Below are 15,565 nucleotides of genomic sequence, written 5' to 3'. Positions count from 1 at the left end.
AAGGCGAGAGAATGCCGATTGATTTATGTGAAACCGTAGCACTCTAATTGAGCGCATTGTCAGCTAATTTTCGATTAGCCTACTATCAATGATAGCGGGTTAATTGTATTAACTGCGAACATAAGCTGAGTCTACGTTACTAAGTGATTTACCGAGGTAATCCACTTACTCCTCTTTGCTCATTGGTTCACAACTGGCTTAACCAGTGCGACGCATTATACAGATCACAAAAAGGTATGCAAGGGGTGAGGGAAAATTAATCAGAAATGTCATTTAAAAAGGGCTCAAGCTGGTTGCTTAAGCCCTTGGAAACCATTTAGCCTCATTATTCTTCGTCGACGAACTGTGCTTGTAAGTAGTTTTCTATTCCGACTTTTTCAATTAGTCCCAATTGAGTCTCTAGCCAATCGACATGCTCCTCCTCATCTTCGAGAATATCTTGGAACAGATCTCTTGAGACGAAATCGCGCGTATCTTCTGCATAAGCAATAGCATCTTTTAAGTCTGGTATCGCATCCATCTCAAGTTTAAGGTCGCACTCGAGCATCTCTTTGGTGTCTTCTCCGATCATGAGCTTCCCCAAGTCCTGGAGGTTGGGTAGACCTTCCAAAAATAATATACGTTCAATAAGATGATCAGCGTGTTTCATCTCATCGATAGATTCATGGTATTCCTTATCGGCTAGATGCTTTAGCCCCCAGTCTTTGTACATTCTTGCGTGAAGGAAGTATTGATTGATAGCAACGAGTTCATTGCCCAGTATTTTGTTGAGATGTTGAATTATGATTGGATCGCCTTTCATGACAAAACCCTCCTCTTTGGCTCATTAATAACTGTAGAACCAATTGGGGAGGTGTCAAAGTGACCAGACGAAGGTCTTGAGGTTAGCTTACTTTTGCAAGCTGAAGCGTCTGTGTTTCGCTCAAGATTTCTTTAGCTTGTTTCACACACTTACCACATTGAGAGCCAAGAGAAGTGCATTTTCTGATGGTGCGCATATCGCTGATACCCTCTTCGATAGCAAGCTTACGCAGTTTTTTATCAGAGATGCCGTGGCAAAGACAAACAAACATAATACAACCTTAAACAATTCACGGATATAAATATAAACGAGAATTGTTAGCATTACTAGTGCTATTTTTGGTTGAGCTGGCAGCAATCAGCTAACCTACTGAGCAAGAAATACATTTAGTCGCACAAAAAAAAGAGGAGCCTAAGCTCCTCTTTTTATGTTTATTGCGATTATCAACTAAATATTAGTCGAAGATCTTAGCAACAACACCAGCACCTACTGTACGGCCACCTTCACGGATAGCGAAACGTAGACCTTCGTCCATTGCGATTGGAGCGATTAGCTCAACTTGCATTTGGATGTTGTCACCTGGCATTACCATTTCTACGCCTTCTGGTAGAGAGATGTCACCAGTTACGTCAGTTGTACGGAAGTAGAACTGTGGACGGTAGCCTTTGAAGAACGGAGTATGACGGCCGCCTTCATCTTTAGAAAGTACGTATACTTCTGACTCGAACTTAGTGTGTGGGTTGATTGAGCCAGGAGCTGCAAGAACTTGACCACGCTCAACTTCGTCACGCTTAGTACCACGTAGAAGTGCACCAACGTTCTCACCAGCACGACCTTCGTCAAGAAGCTTACGGAACATCTCAACACCAGTACAAGTAGTAGTTGTAGTCTCTTTGATACCTACGATTTCTACTTCGTCACCTACGCGTAGGATACCGCGCTCGATACGACCAGTTACAACTGTACCACGACCTTGGATCGAGAATACGTCTTCGATTGGTAGTAGGAACGGTTGGTCTACTGCACGCTCTGGCTCTGGGATGTAAGAGTCTAGTGCTTCTGCAAGCTCAACGATTTTCGCTTCCCACTGCTCTTCGCCGTTTAGTGCGCCTAGTGCAGAACCTTGGATAACTGGTAGGTCATCACCTGGGAAATCATACTCAGATAGAAGTTCACGAACTTCCATTTCAACTAGCTCTAGAAGCTCTTCATCATCAACCATGTCACACTTGTTCATGAATACGATGATGTAAGGGATACCAACCTGACGGCCTAGTAGGATGTGCTCACGAGTCTGAGGCATTGGGCCGTCAGTTGCAGCAACAACTAGGATACCACCGTCCATTTGCGCAGCACCAGTGATCATGTTTTTAACATAATCCGCGTGTCCTGGGCAGTCTACGTGTGCGTAGTGACGAGTTGGAGTGTCGTACTCAACGTGAGAAGTTGCGATTGTGATACCGCGCTCACGCTCTTCTGGAGCGTTATCGATAGATGCGAAGTCTTTCGCTTCACCGCCGTACACTTTAGCTAGAGTAGTACAGATTGCAGCAGTTAGAGTTGTTTTACCGTGGTCAACGTGGCCGATAGTACCAACGTTAACGTGCGGTTTAGTACGTTCAAATTTTTCTTTAGACACGATCGTGTTCCTTCCTAGTTATGATTCGCCCCGAGAACGAATTTTGTCGGGGCGCGCCAGAATTTGCTATTTTATGCGTCAATTTTACTCAACGCAACAGATTCATTACTAAACAATAGCTGATTAGCTGCGCTGTGCAATAATCGCATCCGCCACATTCTTCGGAGTCTCAGCGTATTCGCTAAATTCCATCGAATATGACGCACGACCTTGGGTCGCACTACGCAAGTCAGTTGCGTAACCAAACATCTCAGAGAGCGGTACTTGTGCACGGATGATCTTAAGGCCAGCGTGGCCGTCATCCATACCTTCGATCATGCCGCGGCGACGGTTAAGGTCACCAACAACATCACCCATCCAATCTTCTGGAGTCGTTACTTCAACCTTCATCATTGGCTCAAGCAGAACAGGTTGTGCTTCAAGCGCACCTTTTCTGAAGGCCATCGAGCCGGCGATCTTAAACGCCATCTCGCTAGAGTCGACATCATGGTAAGAGCCATCATACAGTGTTGCTTTGACATCCAGTACAGGATAGCCAGCAAGAACACCGTTGTTCATCTGCTCTTCGATACCTTTCGATACCGAGCTGATGTATTCCTTAGGAACCACACCACCCACGATCTCGTCAACGAACACAAACCCTTCACCCGCTTCAGATGGCTCAAGCTTAAGCCATACGTGACCATATTGACCACGACCACCTGATTGGCGAACAAATTTGCCTTCAACTTCTGTGCTGCCGCGAATCGTTTCGCGGTACGCAACTTGAGGTTTACCCACGTTGCAATCAACACTGAATTCGCGCTTCATACGGTCAACGATGATGTCTAGGTGAAGCTCACCCATACCTGAAATTAGCGTTTGGCCAGTTTCGTCATCGGTTTCCACACGGAACGACGGGTCTTCTGCTGCCAGTTTACCTAGCGCAATACCCATTTTCTCTTGGTCAGCTTGAGAGCGAGGCTCTACCGCGATCTGAATAACTGGCTCAGGGAACTCCATACGCTCTAGAATCACTTTGTGGTTCTGATCGCATAGTGTGTCACCTGTGGTCACGTCTTTCAGACCAATCGCTGCTGCAATGTCACCCGCACGAACTTCTTTTACTTCTTCGCGCTTATTTGAGTGCATTTGAACGATACGGCCAAAGCGTTCACGCTTTTGCTTCACTGAGTTATAAACGGCATCACCCGAGTTTACGACACCTGAGTAAACGCGCATAAACGCTAGAGTGCCTACAAACGGGTCGGTTGCAATCTTAAATGCAAGTGCAGCGAATGGTTCGTTGTCGTCCGCGTGACGCTCTACTTCGTTCTCATCATCGTCGATACCTTTAATCGCAGGTACGTCTACTGGAGAAGGAAGATATTCGATAACCGCGTCTAGTACCGCTTGCACACCTTTGTTCTTAAATGCACTACCACATGTTGCGAGTACAATTTCGTTATTTAGTGTACGAGTACGCAGACCCGCCTTGATTTCAGCTTCCGTTAGTTCGCCTTCTTCAAGGTATTTATCCATCAGCTCTTCGCTTGCTTCTGCAGCGGCTTCAACCATGTTGTTGCGCCACTCTTCAGCTTCATCTTGCAGTTCTGCTGGAATCTCTTCGTAAGTGAAGGTCATGCCTTGATCGGCATCGTTCCAGTTGATTGCTTTCATCTTGATAAGGTCGATGACACCTTTGAACTCATCTTCTGCACCAATATTTAATTGGATTGGAACTGGGTTCGCACCGAGACGATTTTTAATTTGGTCCACAACGCGTAGGAAGTCTGCGCCTGCACGGTCCATCTTGTTCACAAATACCATACGTGGAACGTGATATTTATCAGCTTGACGCCATACAGTTTCAGACTGAGGTTCAACACCTGATGAGCCACAGAATACAACCACTGCACCATCAAGCACACGCAAAGAACGCTCTACTTCGATAGTAAAGTCAACGTGTCCAGGGGTATCAATGATGTTTACGCGATGATCTTGGAATTGTGCTTCCATACCACGCCAGAAGGTAGTAGTAGCAGCAGATGTGATAGTGATACCACGCTCTTGCTCCTGCTCCATCCAGTCCATGGTTGCAGCACCATCGTGAACTTCGCCGATTTTGTGAGAAAGGCCAGTGTAGAACAGAATACGCTCACTTGTGGTTGTTTTACCTGCATCTACGTGAGCAACGATACCGATATTACGATAGCGCTCAATAGGAGTTTTACGAGCCACGATTGTATCCTCTTACTAAGGTTAACCTTAGAGTATAGAAAAGTGCTGCGAGAGAACCTCGCAGCACTGAAAAGGTATTACCAGCGGTAATGAGCAAACGCTTTGTTAGCGTCAGCCATGCGGTGAACGTCTTCACGTTTCTTAACCGCAGTACCTTTGTTCTCAGACGCGTCTAGCATTTCAGCAGCTAGGCGTTGAGCCATAGATTTTTCACCACGCTTACGCGCAGCTTCAACCAACCAACGCATAGCAAGTGCGTTACGGCGAACCGGACGAACTTCTACAGGTACTTGGTAAGTTGAACCACCTACACGGCGAGATTTAACTTCTACCGCTGGGCGAACATTTTCAAGAGCTTCTTCAAATACAGCTAAGTGGTCTTTACCAGACTTCTCAGCCATAGCTTCTAGTGCAGTGTAAACAATTTTCTCTGCAGTAGATTTCTTTCCGTCAACCATAAGGATGTTAACGAACTTTGCCAGCAATTCAGATTTGAACTTAGGATCTGGAAGGATCTTACGCTGACCAATTACGCGACGACGTGGCATGGATATTCTCCGTTGTCTTCTTCAGGTTATCCAAAACTTTACAGTTTCTTCAAAAATTAAAAATAATTTAGTGTTTGGCCTTACTTAACGGAATCCATTAAGACTTAGGACGCTTCACACCGTACTTAGAACGACCTTGTTTACGGTCATTTACGCCAGCACAGTCTAGTGCGCCGCGAACAGTGTGGTAACGTACACCCGGAAGGTCTTTAACACGACCACCACGGATTAGAACAACACTGTGCTCTTGAAGGTTGTGACCTTCACCGCCGATGTACGAAGTCACTTCGAAGCCGTTCGTTAGACGAACACGACATACTTTACGAAGTGCTGAGTTAGGTTTTTTAGGTGTAGTAGTGTAAACACGAGTACATACACCACGTTTTTGTGGGCACGCTTCTAGTGCAGGCACGTTGCTTTTAACAACTTGCTTTGCACGAGGCTTACGTACCAACTGGTTAATAGTTGCCATTAACTAGCTCCTGATTTACTTGAAAGTAAGCTTTGTGAAAAATCTAGCCCTAACCGCCAATGGCAATTAGGGACGCAAAATTCTATGCAGCAGTGGGAGGTGTGTCAAGAAATATACAGATCTTTTTTAGATTAACTGCCGGGTTTTCATGTTTACAGCAAGCGATATGAAACGACTACTCCCAAGTAGTACTATTAACATGTCGTTCGGTGAGTTCAACAAACCCATTAAAATCCACAACTTGAGTTGATTCTGATACTAGAGGCATCAACCCTCTAGCACTAAGATCCGGTTGCAACACGAAACACGCCGAAGGTAACGTTAAGTTTTTGTCAGTGATTAAATAACACGCATTTTCGACCAAAATTACTTGGTCATCTTGCGATAAATAGCGAAGTGCTTGTTGGTAGCCAATTTCGGTTTTGATGATATGAAGCATAAAGGGAGACCTAGAACGTTAATACTTTATGACAAAGACTCAACTGTTTGGCAATTTCACCCGTTTCAACTACTTGTGCACCAATAACCAGTTGCTCGGGGTCTAGCTGATATTGCAGCATACTCTGCTCGCAGACAAAGACGTCTTCAATGTCATACAACTCCATCAGCTTAAATGCGCTGATGTAGTCACGTGATAACACGTCGGCACTGTGTTGGTTTTGTCTGAGCTGATTAACACCTGCGCCAACAAAGAATACTTTGATGTCTTCAGTAAACGCCGATGTCGCCAACAGTGCATCTAGTCCTTCACGCCCTTTTGCTGTTGAATGTGGTAATGAGTTAAATACAAACGCTAGTGTTGTCAAAACTGCACCACCCTGTCTTGCGTTAACATAGCGCTGGCGAGGCTCCCCAACCCAGCGAGTTCAAAGCCTGGAGCTAAGTTATCGACATCGCGCGTATGTTGTGAGGCTTCGTCAACACCCAAGACACCACGTCGCAAAGAGGCGGCAACGCACGTTTCTAAGCGTACACCATAATCTTGTGCCAAACTCTGCCACTCAGCTGTCAAATCTAGCTCATCATTCGCAGGTACCACAAGGCGCGACGCATTGTGAATCCCATCCTGATAAAAGAACACACTCACTAGCTTATGTCCTCTAGCAATAAGAGCCTTAGCAAAGAGCAACGCGTTACGTGCAGACTGAGTCCCATAAACCGATCCATTGATAACTAATGTATAGGTTAACGCAGACACGTTATTCGTCCTCAGTCTTACGCTGACGGATATAGAGATAAACGGTGTGTTTTGAGATATTGAGACGATCTGCGACACGATTTATCGCATCTTTAATATCAAAAATACCTTTGTCGTAGAGCTCCATAACAATCTGGCGGTTCTTAGTATTGTTCGATACCGATTTATCCGCATTGATGTCTTCGATAGTGCGTTCTACGGTTTGGTCTACTAGCTCTTCTACATCACTGGCAAAGTTTACTGAAGATGCGGCATCTTTTGCATCTTGTGTAGGCATAAAAGATTGAAGGATTTGCGAGAATGGCGCATCTAAGTTCACGTTAATACACAGCAAACCAATGACACGATTATCACCATTGCGAATCGCAATAGTAATCGACTTCATCAGCACGCCGCCTTTAGCGCGAGTGAAGTATGAGCGAGAGAAGTTACGCTCAGAGCCTTCGATATCTTTGAGCATCTTAAGAGCCAGGTCGGTTATTGGTGAGCCAACTTGACGCCCTGTGTTTTCACCGTTGGCAATTTTCACCGCGGAAGTATTTAACGACTCCAGTGAGTGCAAAACGATTTCACAAAATGGACCAATTAAACTCGCTAATCCATCGACCACGGCCTCATAGGACTTAAGGATGATTTTGTCATGCTCGCTAAATGGCGCCACATCGACTGACTCCATTTCAAGCAGCTCATCGGGATTGGTAATTTCAGTCACTGTACTTTGACCCTAGAGATAACTTAAAAAAATTACCGTAAGTTTATCAGAAAATTTGAAGCTGACCTCTAAGTATGTCTCTAACAAGTGATTTAGGGCAAAAAAAGTGCAGTTTTTTATCTACCGTGGCTTTCATCAAACTAAAAAAAGACCCACCGTAGTGAGTCTTTATCGTTCAATGCATTAATTATTGAGTTGCTTGAGCGTCATCGCCATCGATTTTTAGCAGCTCCACTTCAAATACCAAGGTAGAGTTCGCAGGAATCGTTGGTGTGTCTTGCTCGCCATAAGCTAACTCTGGTGGGATAACGAACTTGTATTTAGAACCCACTTTCATTAGCTGAACACCTTCAGTCCAACCTGGAATAACACGGTTAAGCGGGAATGTCGCTGGTTGACCACGATCGTATGAGCTATCAAATTGAGTGCCGTCAATCAAAGTACCTTTGTAGTGTACTTCTACTGTGTCAGTCTCTTTTGGTTGCGCACCAGTACCTTCTGTTTCTACTTGGTACAGTAAGCCAGAGTCTGTTTTAGTCACACCATCTTGTTTCTCGAATTCAGCACGGAAATCGTCACCAGCTTTCTTAGCTGCAGCCGCTTTTTCTTCTGATTGCTTCTGCATAGTTTCAGCAACACGCTTGTCTAAACCTTCCAGTGCAGCACGAATCTCATCTTCTGTCAGTTCAGCTTTACCCGCAAACGCTTGTTCTATACCTTTAAGAACCAGTTCTTTCTTCAGCTCGATGCCAAACTCAGCCGGTTTTTCAATGCTCGTGCTTAGGTAGTTAGCGAAAGAAACGCCGATTGCGTAAGCTGCTTTATCATCTTCTGTCTTAAAGTGAACCGCTTTGCCTGTCTCCGCTTGAACTTGCTCTTGCGCCGCTGGCTCTGCTTTTGGTTCTTCTTTTTGACAACCGACTGCCAACATTACTGTCGCAGCAAGTAGCGACACTTTAAATAGTGATTTCATTTAATTCTCCGATTATGGAATTCAACGCCTACTCATACTTATTAAACTTGTCTTTCAGCGCAGCATGCGTAACTATCTCAATCTAGTAACTATTTCTACATAGCTCAAGCTTTAAATATACTAGCTTAAACTCAAGACTCAACGTGGAATAACGCTAATGATGCGAATAATATCTCATTCTGTGCTGTGGTTAATTGTCATCAGCCTGTTAAATGGCTGCTTTTTCTCCAGTGATTCAGAGAGACAATGGGACCTAGCGCTAGAGGGAACCAGTGCCATTGCGTTAAGCCGCGATGCCAGATTCGCCTTGCTTTACTCCAAGCAGCAGCACCTTCAGCTATGGGACCTCAACCAAAACAAACTGTTAGCTCGCTTGGGCATTCAAGATCCTGAGCAGAATATTATTTCCCTCATTCGTTTTAGCGATAATGGCCGCTTTGCTGTCACTGCCACACAAACCAACTTCGCCGTCTGGGATTTAGCCTGGTCTCAATCTACCGGACTTTGGTCTATCTCTGACGGACTCATACAAGACATCGCTTTGGGCAATAATGGCGATGAAGTGCTTATTGGTCTCAGTAATGGTAAAGCCATATTCATCGATTTAGTCACTGGAAGGCGCCTAGAGTTCCTCGCTCATGTAGAAAAAGTGAATTCTGTTTCACTATCGCCTAATGGAAAATACGCACTATCAGGAGGCAACGACCATAATGCTTACTTCTGGAGCACCGAATCTGGTCAAATATTACAGCAATTTGAACATGAGCAACGGGTCGGCACAGTGGAACTACAACGCGATGGTTTGTACGCCCTCACTTCAGATAGTGGAAATAATGCCATTATTTGGGATCTGAAAACTGGCAAAGAGGTCAGTCAGCTAAGCAGCTGGACTCGACAGCTTATCTTCTCCTCTGCGCGCTTTTCCGATGACGGCACTCGTTTAGTCACCGGCTCTCCCTCTTCTAGAATGGTCATCTGGGACACGCAATCTGGTAAACGGATAGAAGGCTTCGAAGTTGAGATGTTAAAAGATGTTCGTCCGCCTCGAGGAGTAGTGTATGATGCCGCTTTTGAGAGCAACCAACGCGTCCTCTCAGCCTCTTCTGCCGGTGTTGTGCAGGCTTGGAATTTGAGTGAGTAGAGATTATGAGTAATAAAGAAGTTCAGGCTCTCGAAGAGAGAATTAACGATATGGAATGCAAAATGGCATTCCAAGAGCAGACCATCGAAGAGCTCAATGACGCCTTAACTCAACAGCAGCTACTGATCAGTAAAATGCAAGATCAAATGAAGTATGTTGTTGGTAAAGTGAAAAATATGGATACGTCCAACCTTGCCGATCCTTCAGAAGAAACGCCCCCTCCTCATTACTGATTGTCCAGATATAAGAAAGCCCCTGCGTAATGCTGGGGCTTTTGGATTATCTATAAGTCCTGCTAAATCACTAAAGCGCGCGTTGGCGTACCGCTTCAAATAAACAAATCCCCGATGCTACCGAAACGTTCAAACTTGATACCGAGCCCGCCATTGGAATTTTAATCAGATCGTCACACGTCTCACGAGTTAAACGGCGCATACCGTCACCTTCCGCACCCATAACAATCGCTAAAGGTCCATCAAGTTTCGCTTGGTAGATATCGTGAGTCGCTTCCCCAGCAGTCCCTGCAATCCAGATTCCTTGCTCTTGCAATGATCGCATTGTACGAGCGAGGTTAGTTACGCGAACCAAAGGAACGGTCTCGGCGGCACCACAGGCCACTTTACTGACAGTGGCCGTTAACGGCGCAGAGCGATCTTTCGGCACAATAACAGCAGCAACACCTGCCGCATCGGCATTACGTAAACAAGCACCCAAATTATGAGGGTCAGTCACACCATCAAGAATTAGCAATAGTGGCTGAGCATGCTGGCTTAGAATACTGTCTAGATCATTCTCATTGAGCTGCTTAGCTGGTTTTACTTTCGCAATGATTCCCTGATGATTGGCACCACGTGCTTTGTCATCAAGCGTCTTACGGTTCATTTGCTGAATCGACACACCAATTTGAGTCAATTCATTCAGCACTGGCATCAAGCGCTCATCTTGACGCCCCTTTAATACGTACGCTTCTATAAAACGTACTGGATCTCTTTCCAATACAGCTTTCACAGCATGAATGCCGTAGATAAATTCGTTACTCATGGTTTAACCTTGAATTCTATTTTTTCTTCGCTCGACCCGCTTTACTGCGCGCTTTGTTCTTGCGAGCTTTTTCGGCTTTGGACTTTTTGCGCTTATGCGGCAATACGTCTTCTTGTCCGTCAGGCCTTTTCGTTGCTTCGACAAGAGGCTTAGCCTTTGCGCCTCGCTTACCTCTTACTTCTGCGACACGTTGTTTTGCCTTCGCTTTTTTCTTCTCAGCTTCAGCAACACGTTTTTTAGCCGTTTTTCCTTTGCCGCGTAGCTTACGACTTGTTTCCTCTAATTCAAAGTCTATTTTCTTCTCATCAAGGTTAACCGCCAGCACTTTTACTTTTACCGCATCACCTAATCGATAAATCGCACCAAAGCTTTCACCGATAAGTCTTTGACCTATTGGATCAAACTGATAGTAGTCATTAGCGAGTGAGGAAATATGTACCAAACCATCAATGTGCAATTCCGTTAAACGTACAAAGAACCCAAAACCGGTGACATTCGCAATAACACCATCAAGAACTTCGCCAACATGGTCTTGCATGTACTCACACTTGAGCCAATCTGCCACATCACGTGTCGCATCATCCGCTCGGCGCTCTGTCATCGAACATTGCTCACCATAGAAGTCCATATCATCGAAGGAATAATGGTAGCCACCGGTTGGTGTCCATCGATCGGTGTTGCGACCTTCTTGCTTAGCAATTAGATACTTAATAGCTCGATGCAGCAACAAGTCTGGATAACGACGGATTGGAGAAGTAAAGTGCGCATAGCGTTTGAGCGCTAACCCAAAGTGACCTGCATTATCTGCGTTATACACCGCTTGCTTCATTGAGCGTAATAGCATGGTCTGGATCAACTCTTTGTCTTGGCGCTGCTGGATTTTTCGAATCAGCTCAGCGTAATCCGTTGGTGACGGGTCTAAACCACCAGATAAATCTAAGCCAAGCTCTCCCAAGAAATCTCTAAAGCCTTGCAGCCTTTCCTCTCCCGGAGTCTCGTGAATACGATACAGGGCCGGCTCTTTGGCTTTCTCAACCAGAGAAGCGGAAGCAATATTTGCCAATATCATACATTCTTCGATGATCTTATGGGCATCATTGCGAATCACAGGTTCGATGCGGTCAATTTTACGCTCTGCATTGAAGATAAACTTGGTTTCTACTGTTTCGAACTCAATTGCACCACGATAGTCACGTGCTTCTTTCAGCACTTGATACATATTGTGGAGCTCATGCAAGTGCGGCACTAACGCACTATAGCGTTCACGTAACTCTTCGTTACCCTCTAAAATATCACTCACTTTGTTATAGGTCAGACGAGCATGGGAATTCATCACGGCTTCGTAATGCTTATAACCTGAAAGTTTGCCCGTTTCCGAAATGGTCATTTCGCACACCATACATAAACGGTCTACTTGAGGGTTAAGCGAACACAATCCGTTCGACAATACCTCAGGTAACATAGGAACCACCTGAGATGGGAAATAAACAGAGTTACCACGTACGATGGCTTCTTTATCTAGAGGGGAATCCGGACGAACATAATAGCTGACATCTGCGATCGCAACCCATAAGCGCCAACCACCACTTTTTTTACGTTCACAGTAGACGGCATCATCAAAGTCACGAGCATCTTCACCATCAATCGTGACAAGAGGCAACTCGCGTAGATCGACGCGGCCCTTTTTAGCCTCTTCAGGTACAAATTCGCCAAATTGCTGAACTTGCTTTTCAACTTCAGCTGGCCACTCATGAGGAATTTGATGAGTGCGAATTGCTATTTGGGTTTCCATGCCAGGCGCCATGTTCTCGCCGAGCACTTCAACTACTTGCCCCATCATTCCACGAGATCGGCTGCCACGGTCAGTCACTTCAACCACAACAACATTGCCCATTCGGGCACCGCCTCGGTGTTCGTTCGGGATTAGGATATCTTGGCTAATACGAGAATCATCAGCAACGACATAGGCGTAACCGTATTCCAGGAAAAATCGGCCTACGACTTGCGTCTTGCGCTCTTCCAACACACGTACGAGTCGCCCTTCCTTTCGACCACGTTTATCGGTGCCAGATGGCTGTACTAATACAAAATCGCCATGCAATAGTGTACGCATTTGGTGATGAGGAAGCAGAACATCATTGTCCTTATTCATGCTTCCTTCAGGTCTCACCCAGCCATGTCCATCTTTATGACCTATGACATAGCCTTTAATCATTTCTAATTTATCTGGTAAGGCATAACACTGGCGTCGAGTGAAGACCAACTGGCCATCACGCTCCATAGCACGTAAACGACGACGCAGCCCTTCATAATGCTCTTCGCCTTCAAGCCCTAATGCTTCAAACAGATCATTTCTGTTCATTGGTACATTGACGCTTTCTAAGAAATCGGTGATGAATTCTCGGCTTGGAATTGGGTTGTCGTAGTTTTGGGACTCTCTTTCTGCAAAAGGGTCGTCTACTTTGATATCGCTAGGCTTGTTCGACATAGTCTGACCTATATTTTAGGAGGGATACGTCGATTATAACTGACAGAGCAGATAAGCTACAGAAATGCTTTGAATTTCTCGTATTGCTGAAAGATTACCAGAACGTCGTTCGACGCTTTGCCCTTGCGATAATGTTTTCAGGCATACGTTGCTCTAAGCCACGTCTTAACATAGAGATACGTTTATGCTTACGACTATCGGAAGTCACCGAGTTGTAGAGCCAACGATATGCATCTTCGTAGTCCAGAGGGCTACCAAAATCTCGAAGCAACAATTCTGCAAGTTGAATCCTCGCATCAATATTGCCCATTGACGCCGCTTCTCTAAAATAGGGAATGGCTCGCTCTTTATCCTGCTGCACAAAAGTACCACGAGAGTAATAACGACCTAGCTGTTCAAGCGCTACCGGTAACCCTTGATGGGCTGCATTTTCCATGTAGTACAGACCCAACTCAACATCTTGGGGCACACAAACACCCCAAGCGAGCATATCGCCATAAAGAAATTCATAGGAAGGTAAGTTGATGCGGGTCGCGCGCGCCATAATATCTTCAACCAACTGACAGTTATCTGCTTTGACTCGAGCTAGATGTCGATTTTCTTCAATTAAACCAATCAGTTCATCTTCAGAATAGATAGGGATCGGAGCCCCCACTTCTTTGGCGTGAAGTGTTTTTACAGAGCCAAGTAGCGCCATGCAAACAAGTGCTGCTAGTTTGTGTCGCTTAATCACTGTGTAACTACTCCTCATACGCAAGTACCAAAGCTAACCAAAGCTTATGGATGGTTTAACTTTTATCGGCAGTTACTCACCTCGCTTTAGAGAAAAAATAGGAAAAGTGGCAATATATTGCCACTTTTAAATAACTGAAGCTCAAAGGCGTCAAAACCTTGGCACAAGATCACATTTGCTCAATGTTCATCACCAATAAAAAAGCCAGCGTAAATGCTGGCTTTTTGGAACTTTCAATCGATTAAGCCTCGAATGGCTGAACCTTAATGATCGTTTCGTTACGATCTGGTCCTGTAGAGATAATATCTACTGGTACGCCTGTCAGTTCTTCAATACGCTTGATGTAGTCTAGAGCGGCTTGAGGAAGTTGCTCGATAGACGTTGCACCAAATGTTGTTTCAGACCAACCAGGCATAGTTTCGTAAATTGGTGTTGCTTCTTCAAAAGCTTCAGCAGCCATTGGAGAAACTTCCAAGATAGAGCCATCTTTCATCTTGTAACCAGTACAGATTTTCAGCTCTTCTAGACCGTCAAGCACGTCTAGTTTAGTTAGACAGAAACCTGAGATAGAGTTGATTTGTACTGCTCGACGCATTGCTACTGCATCAAACCAACCAGTACGACGTAGACGACCTGTTGTAGCACCGAACTCGTGACCAACATCACCAAGGTGTTTACCTACTGGGTCTTGCTTATCTAGGCCATCGTAAAGCTCTGTTGGGAATGGACCAGAACCAACACGAGTACAGTAAGCTTTAGTAATACCTAGAATGTAACCGATATGACGAGGACCAAAACCTGAACCTGCAGCAACGCCGCCAGCGGTAGTGTTTGAAGACGTTACATAAGGGTATGTACCGTGGTCGATATCTAGAAGCGTACCTTGAGCACCTTCGAACATGATCTTGTCACCACGCTTACGCGCTGCATCAAGTTCATCAGTTACATCAATAACCATTGAAGTTAGAAGGTCTGCATAACCCATGCATTGTTCTAGAACTTCGTCATAGCTTACTGTGTCTGCTTTGTAGAAGTGCTCTAGTTGGAAGTTGTGGAACTCCATGACTTCTTTTAGCTTCTCAGCGAAGACTTCTTTATCGAAAAGATCACCAACGCGTAGACCGCGACGTGCAACTTTGTCTTCGTATGCTGGACCGATACCACGACCAGTTGTACCAATTGCTTTATTACCACGAGCGATTTCACGCGCTTGGTCAATAGCAATGTGGTAAGGAAGAATTAGAGGACAAGCTTCAGAAACGAAAAGACGCTCGCGAACCGGAATACCACGCTCTTCTAGAGGCTTCATTTCTTTAAGAAGTGCTTCTGGTGAAAGAACAACACCATTACCAATAACACACTTAATGTTATCGCGAAGAATGCCTGATGGAATCAAATGAAGAACGGTTTTTTCACCGTTAATGACTAGAGTGTGACCTGCATTGTGACCGCCTTGGTAGCGAACCACGTACTTTGCATCTTCAGTTAAAAGGTCTACGATTTTACCTTTACCTTCGTCACCCCATTGGGTGCCCAGAACGACTACGTTATTACCCATCTTTCCAAATCTGATTGCTAGTTAAAAAAGGATTCTAGCA

The 15,565-nt window shown here is 45.1% G+C and carries 17 protein-coding genes; 2 read left to right on the top strand and 15 right to left on the bottom strand.

Annotated elements, in window-relative coordinates; genetic code table 11:
• Positions 1-325 precede the first annotated feature (325 nt).
• The 11 genes from bfr to fkpA form a co-directional block, all read right to left on the bottom strand.
• On the bottom strand, positions 326-802 hold the full coding sequence (gene bfr, locus JKJ11_RS01550; protein WP_038228832.1) for a bacterioferritin: 477 nt from the start codon (positions 800-802) through the stop codon (positions 326-328).
• An 82-nt stretch (positions 803-884) separates the two neighbouring features.
• Positions 885-1,073 carry a (2Fe-2S)-binding protein gene (locus JKJ11_RS01545; RefSeq protein WP_062462315.1) on the bottom strand — a complete coding sequence of 63 codons (189 nt, stop codon included), beginning with the start codon at positions 1,071-1,073 and terminating at the stop codon, positions 885-887.
• A gap of 183 nt (positions 1,074-1,256) precedes the next feature.
• Complete coding sequence (tuf, locus tag JKJ11_RS01540) at positions 1,257-2,441, bottom strand: elongation factor Tu (RefSeq protein WP_062462317.1); 1,185 nt, start codon at positions 2,439-2,441, stop codon at positions 1,257-1,259.
• 123 nt (positions 2,442-2,564) lie between these two features.
• Positions 2,565-4,661, bottom strand: a complete 2,097-nt coding sequence (gene fusA, locus JKJ11_RS01535; protein ID WP_038224544.1) for an elongation factor G — start codon at positions 4,659-4,661, stop codon at positions 2,565-2,567.
• A gap of 77 nt (positions 4,662-4,738) precedes the next feature.
• On the bottom strand, positions 4,739-5,209 hold the full coding sequence (gene rpsG / locus JKJ11_RS01530; RefSeq protein ID WP_031493416.1) for a 30S ribosomal protein S7: 471 nt from the start codon (positions 5,207-5,209) through the stop codon (positions 4,739-4,741).
• 97 nt (positions 5,210-5,306) lie between these two features.
• Positions 5,307-5,681, bottom strand: a complete 375-nt coding sequence (gene rpsL / locus JKJ11_RS01525) for a 30S ribosomal protein S12 (RefSeq protein WP_004399892.1) — start codon at positions 5,679-5,681, stop codon at positions 5,307-5,309.
• Between the two features lie 175 nt (positions 5,682-5,856).
• The gene (tusB, locus tag JKJ11_RS01520) at positions 5,857-6,120 is read right to left on the bottom strand and encodes a sulfurtransferase complex subunit TusB (RefSeq protein ID WP_038224546.1); all 264 of its coding nucleotides are present in this window, start codon (positions 6,118-6,120) and stop codon (positions 5,857-5,859) included.
• 10 nt (positions 6,121-6,130) lie between these two features.
• On the bottom strand, positions 6,131-6,487 hold the full coding sequence (tusC, locus tag JKJ11_RS01515) for a sulfurtransferase complex subunit TusC (RefSeq protein WP_252038667.1): 357 nt from the start codon (positions 6,485-6,487) through the stop codon (positions 6,131-6,133).
• The gene (tusD, locus tag JKJ11_RS01510; RefSeq protein ID WP_252038666.1) at positions 6,484-6,879 is read right to left on the bottom strand and encodes a sulfurtransferase complex subunit TusD; all 396 of its coding nucleotides are present in this window, start codon (positions 6,877-6,879) and stop codon (positions 6,484-6,486) included. The genes tusC and tusD overlap by 4 nt, the downstream gene beginning before the upstream one ends.
• 1 nt (position 6,880) lies before the next feature.
• Positions 6,881-7,555: a helix-turn-helix transcriptional regulator gene (locus tag JKJ11_RS01505; RefSeq protein ID WP_051647237.1), complete on the bottom strand. Its 675-nt coding sequence runs from the start codon at positions 7,553-7,555 to the stop codon at positions 6,881-6,883.
• A 223-nt stretch (positions 7,556-7,778) separates the two neighbouring features.
• Positions 7,779-8,564 carry an FKBP-type peptidyl-prolyl cis-trans isomerase gene (gene fkpA / locus JKJ11_RS01500; RefSeq protein WP_038224550.1) on the bottom strand — a complete coding sequence of 262 codons (786 nt, stop codon included), beginning with the start codon at positions 8,562-8,564 and terminating at the stop codon, positions 7,779-7,781.
• A 160-nt stretch (positions 8,565-8,724) separates the two neighbouring features.
• Between fkpA and JKJ11_RS01495 the strand changes: the two genes are divergently transcribed.
• Together JKJ11_RS01495 and JKJ11_RS01490 are read left to right on the top strand one after the other, a co-directional pair.
• Positions 8,725-9,705 carry a WD40 repeat domain-containing protein gene (locus tag JKJ11_RS01495; protein WP_038223262.1) on the top strand — a complete coding sequence of 327 codons (981 nt, stop codon included), beginning with the start codon at positions 8,725-8,727 and terminating at the stop codon, positions 9,703-9,705.
• 5 nt (positions 9,706-9,710) lie between these two features.
• Positions 9,711-9,938: a SlyX family protein gene (locus JKJ11_RS01490; protein WP_006075239.1), complete on the top strand. Its 228-nt coding sequence runs from the start codon at positions 9,711-9,713 to the stop codon at positions 9,936-9,938.
• A 70-nt stretch (positions 9,939-10,008) separates the two neighbouring features.
• Here the strand turns inward: JKJ11_RS01490 and rlmB are convergent, their stop codons facing one another.
• From rlmB to JKJ11_RS01470, 4 genes are all read right to left on the bottom strand, one after another.
• Positions 10,009-10,746, bottom strand: coding sequence for a 23S rRNA (guanosine(2251)-2'-O)-methyltransferase RlmB (rlmB, locus tag JKJ11_RS01485; protein WP_006075240.1), 738 nt, complete (start codon positions 10,744-10,746; stop codon positions 10,009-10,011).
• A 16-nt stretch (positions 10,747-10,762) separates the two neighbouring features.
• Positions 10,763-13,234, bottom strand: coding sequence for a ribonuclease R (rnr, locus tag JKJ11_RS01480; protein ID WP_038224554.1), 2,472 nt, complete (start codon positions 13,232-13,234; stop codon positions 10,763-10,765).
• A 94-nt stretch (positions 13,235-13,328) separates the two neighbouring features.
• The gene (gene motX, locus JKJ11_RS01475; protein WP_503060907.1) at positions 13,329-13,931 is read right to left on the bottom strand and encodes a flagellar protein MotX; all 603 of its coding nucleotides are present in this window, start codon (positions 13,929-13,931) and stop codon (positions 13,329-13,331) included.
• A gap of 277 nt (positions 13,932-14,208) precedes the next feature.
• Positions 14,209-15,525, bottom strand: coding sequence for an adenylosuccinate synthase (locus JKJ11_RS01470; RefSeq protein ID WP_006075243.1), 1,317 nt, complete (start codon positions 15,523-15,525; stop codon positions 14,209-14,211).
• Between the last annotated feature and the right edge of the window lie 40 nt (positions 15,526-15,565).

Origin of the sequence: Vibrio sp. SCSIO 43133 (genome assembly GCF_023716845.1) — a bacterium.
Classification (GTDB): Bacteria; Pseudomonadota; Gammaproteobacteria; order Enterobacterales; family Vibrionaceae; genus Vibrio; species Vibrio mediterranei.
Note: the sequence above shows the minus strand (reverse complement) of the source record. Positions and strands in the feature narration are given on the sequence as shown.

Excerpts from the sequence above, each read along its gene's own strand:
- JKJ11_RS01495 (WP_038223262.1), top strand. The coding sequence starts at position 8,725 with ATGCGAATAATATCTCATTCTGTGCTGTGGTTAATTGTCATCAGCCTG.
- JKJ11_RS01545 (WP_062462315.1), bottom strand. The coding sequence starts at position 1,073 with ATGTTTGTTTGTCTTTGCCACGGCATCTCTGATAAAAAACTGCGTAAG.
- motX (WP_503060907.1), bottom strand. The coding sequence starts at position 13,931 with ATGGCGCTACTTGGCTCTGTAAAAACACTTCACGCCAAAGAAGTGGGG.
- JKJ11_RS01470 (WP_006075243.1), bottom strand. The coding sequence starts at position 15,525 with ATGGGTAATAACGTAGTCGTTCTGGGCACCCAATGGGGTGACGAAGGT.
- JKJ11_RS01505 (WP_051647237.1), bottom strand. The coding sequence starts at position 7,555 with ATGGAGTCAGTCGATGTGGCGCCATTTAGCGAGCATGACAAAATCATC.
- bfr (WP_038228832.1), bottom strand. The coding sequence starts at position 802 with ATGAAAGGCGATCCAATCATAATTCAACATCTCAACAAAATACTGGGC.
- rnr (WP_038224554.1), bottom strand. The coding sequence starts at position 13,234 with ATGTCGAACAAGCCTAGCGATATCAAAGTAGACGACCCTTTTGCAGAA.
- rlmB (WP_006075240.1), bottom strand. The coding sequence starts at position 10,746 with ATGAGTAACGAATTTATCTACGGCATTCATGCTGTGAAAGCTGTATTG.
- rpsG (WP_031493416.1), bottom strand. The coding sequence starts at position 5,209 with ATGCCACGTCGTCGCGTAATTGGTCAGCGTAAGATCCTTCCAGATCCT.
- tusB (WP_038224546.1), bottom strand. The coding sequence starts at position 6,120 with ATGCTTCATATCATCAAAACCGAAATTGGCTACCAACAAGCACTTCGC.
- fkpA (WP_038224550.1), bottom strand. The coding sequence starts at position 8,564 with ATGAAATCACTATTTAAAGTGTCGCTACTTGCTGCGACAGTAATGTTG.
- rpsL (WP_004399892.1), bottom strand. The coding sequence starts at position 5,681 with ATGGCAACTATTAACCAGTTGGTACGTAAGCCTCGTGCAAAGCAAGTT.
- JKJ11_RS01490 (WP_006075239.1), top strand. The coding sequence starts at position 9,711 with ATGAGTAATAAAGAAGTTCAGGCTCTCGAAGAGAGAATTAACGATATG.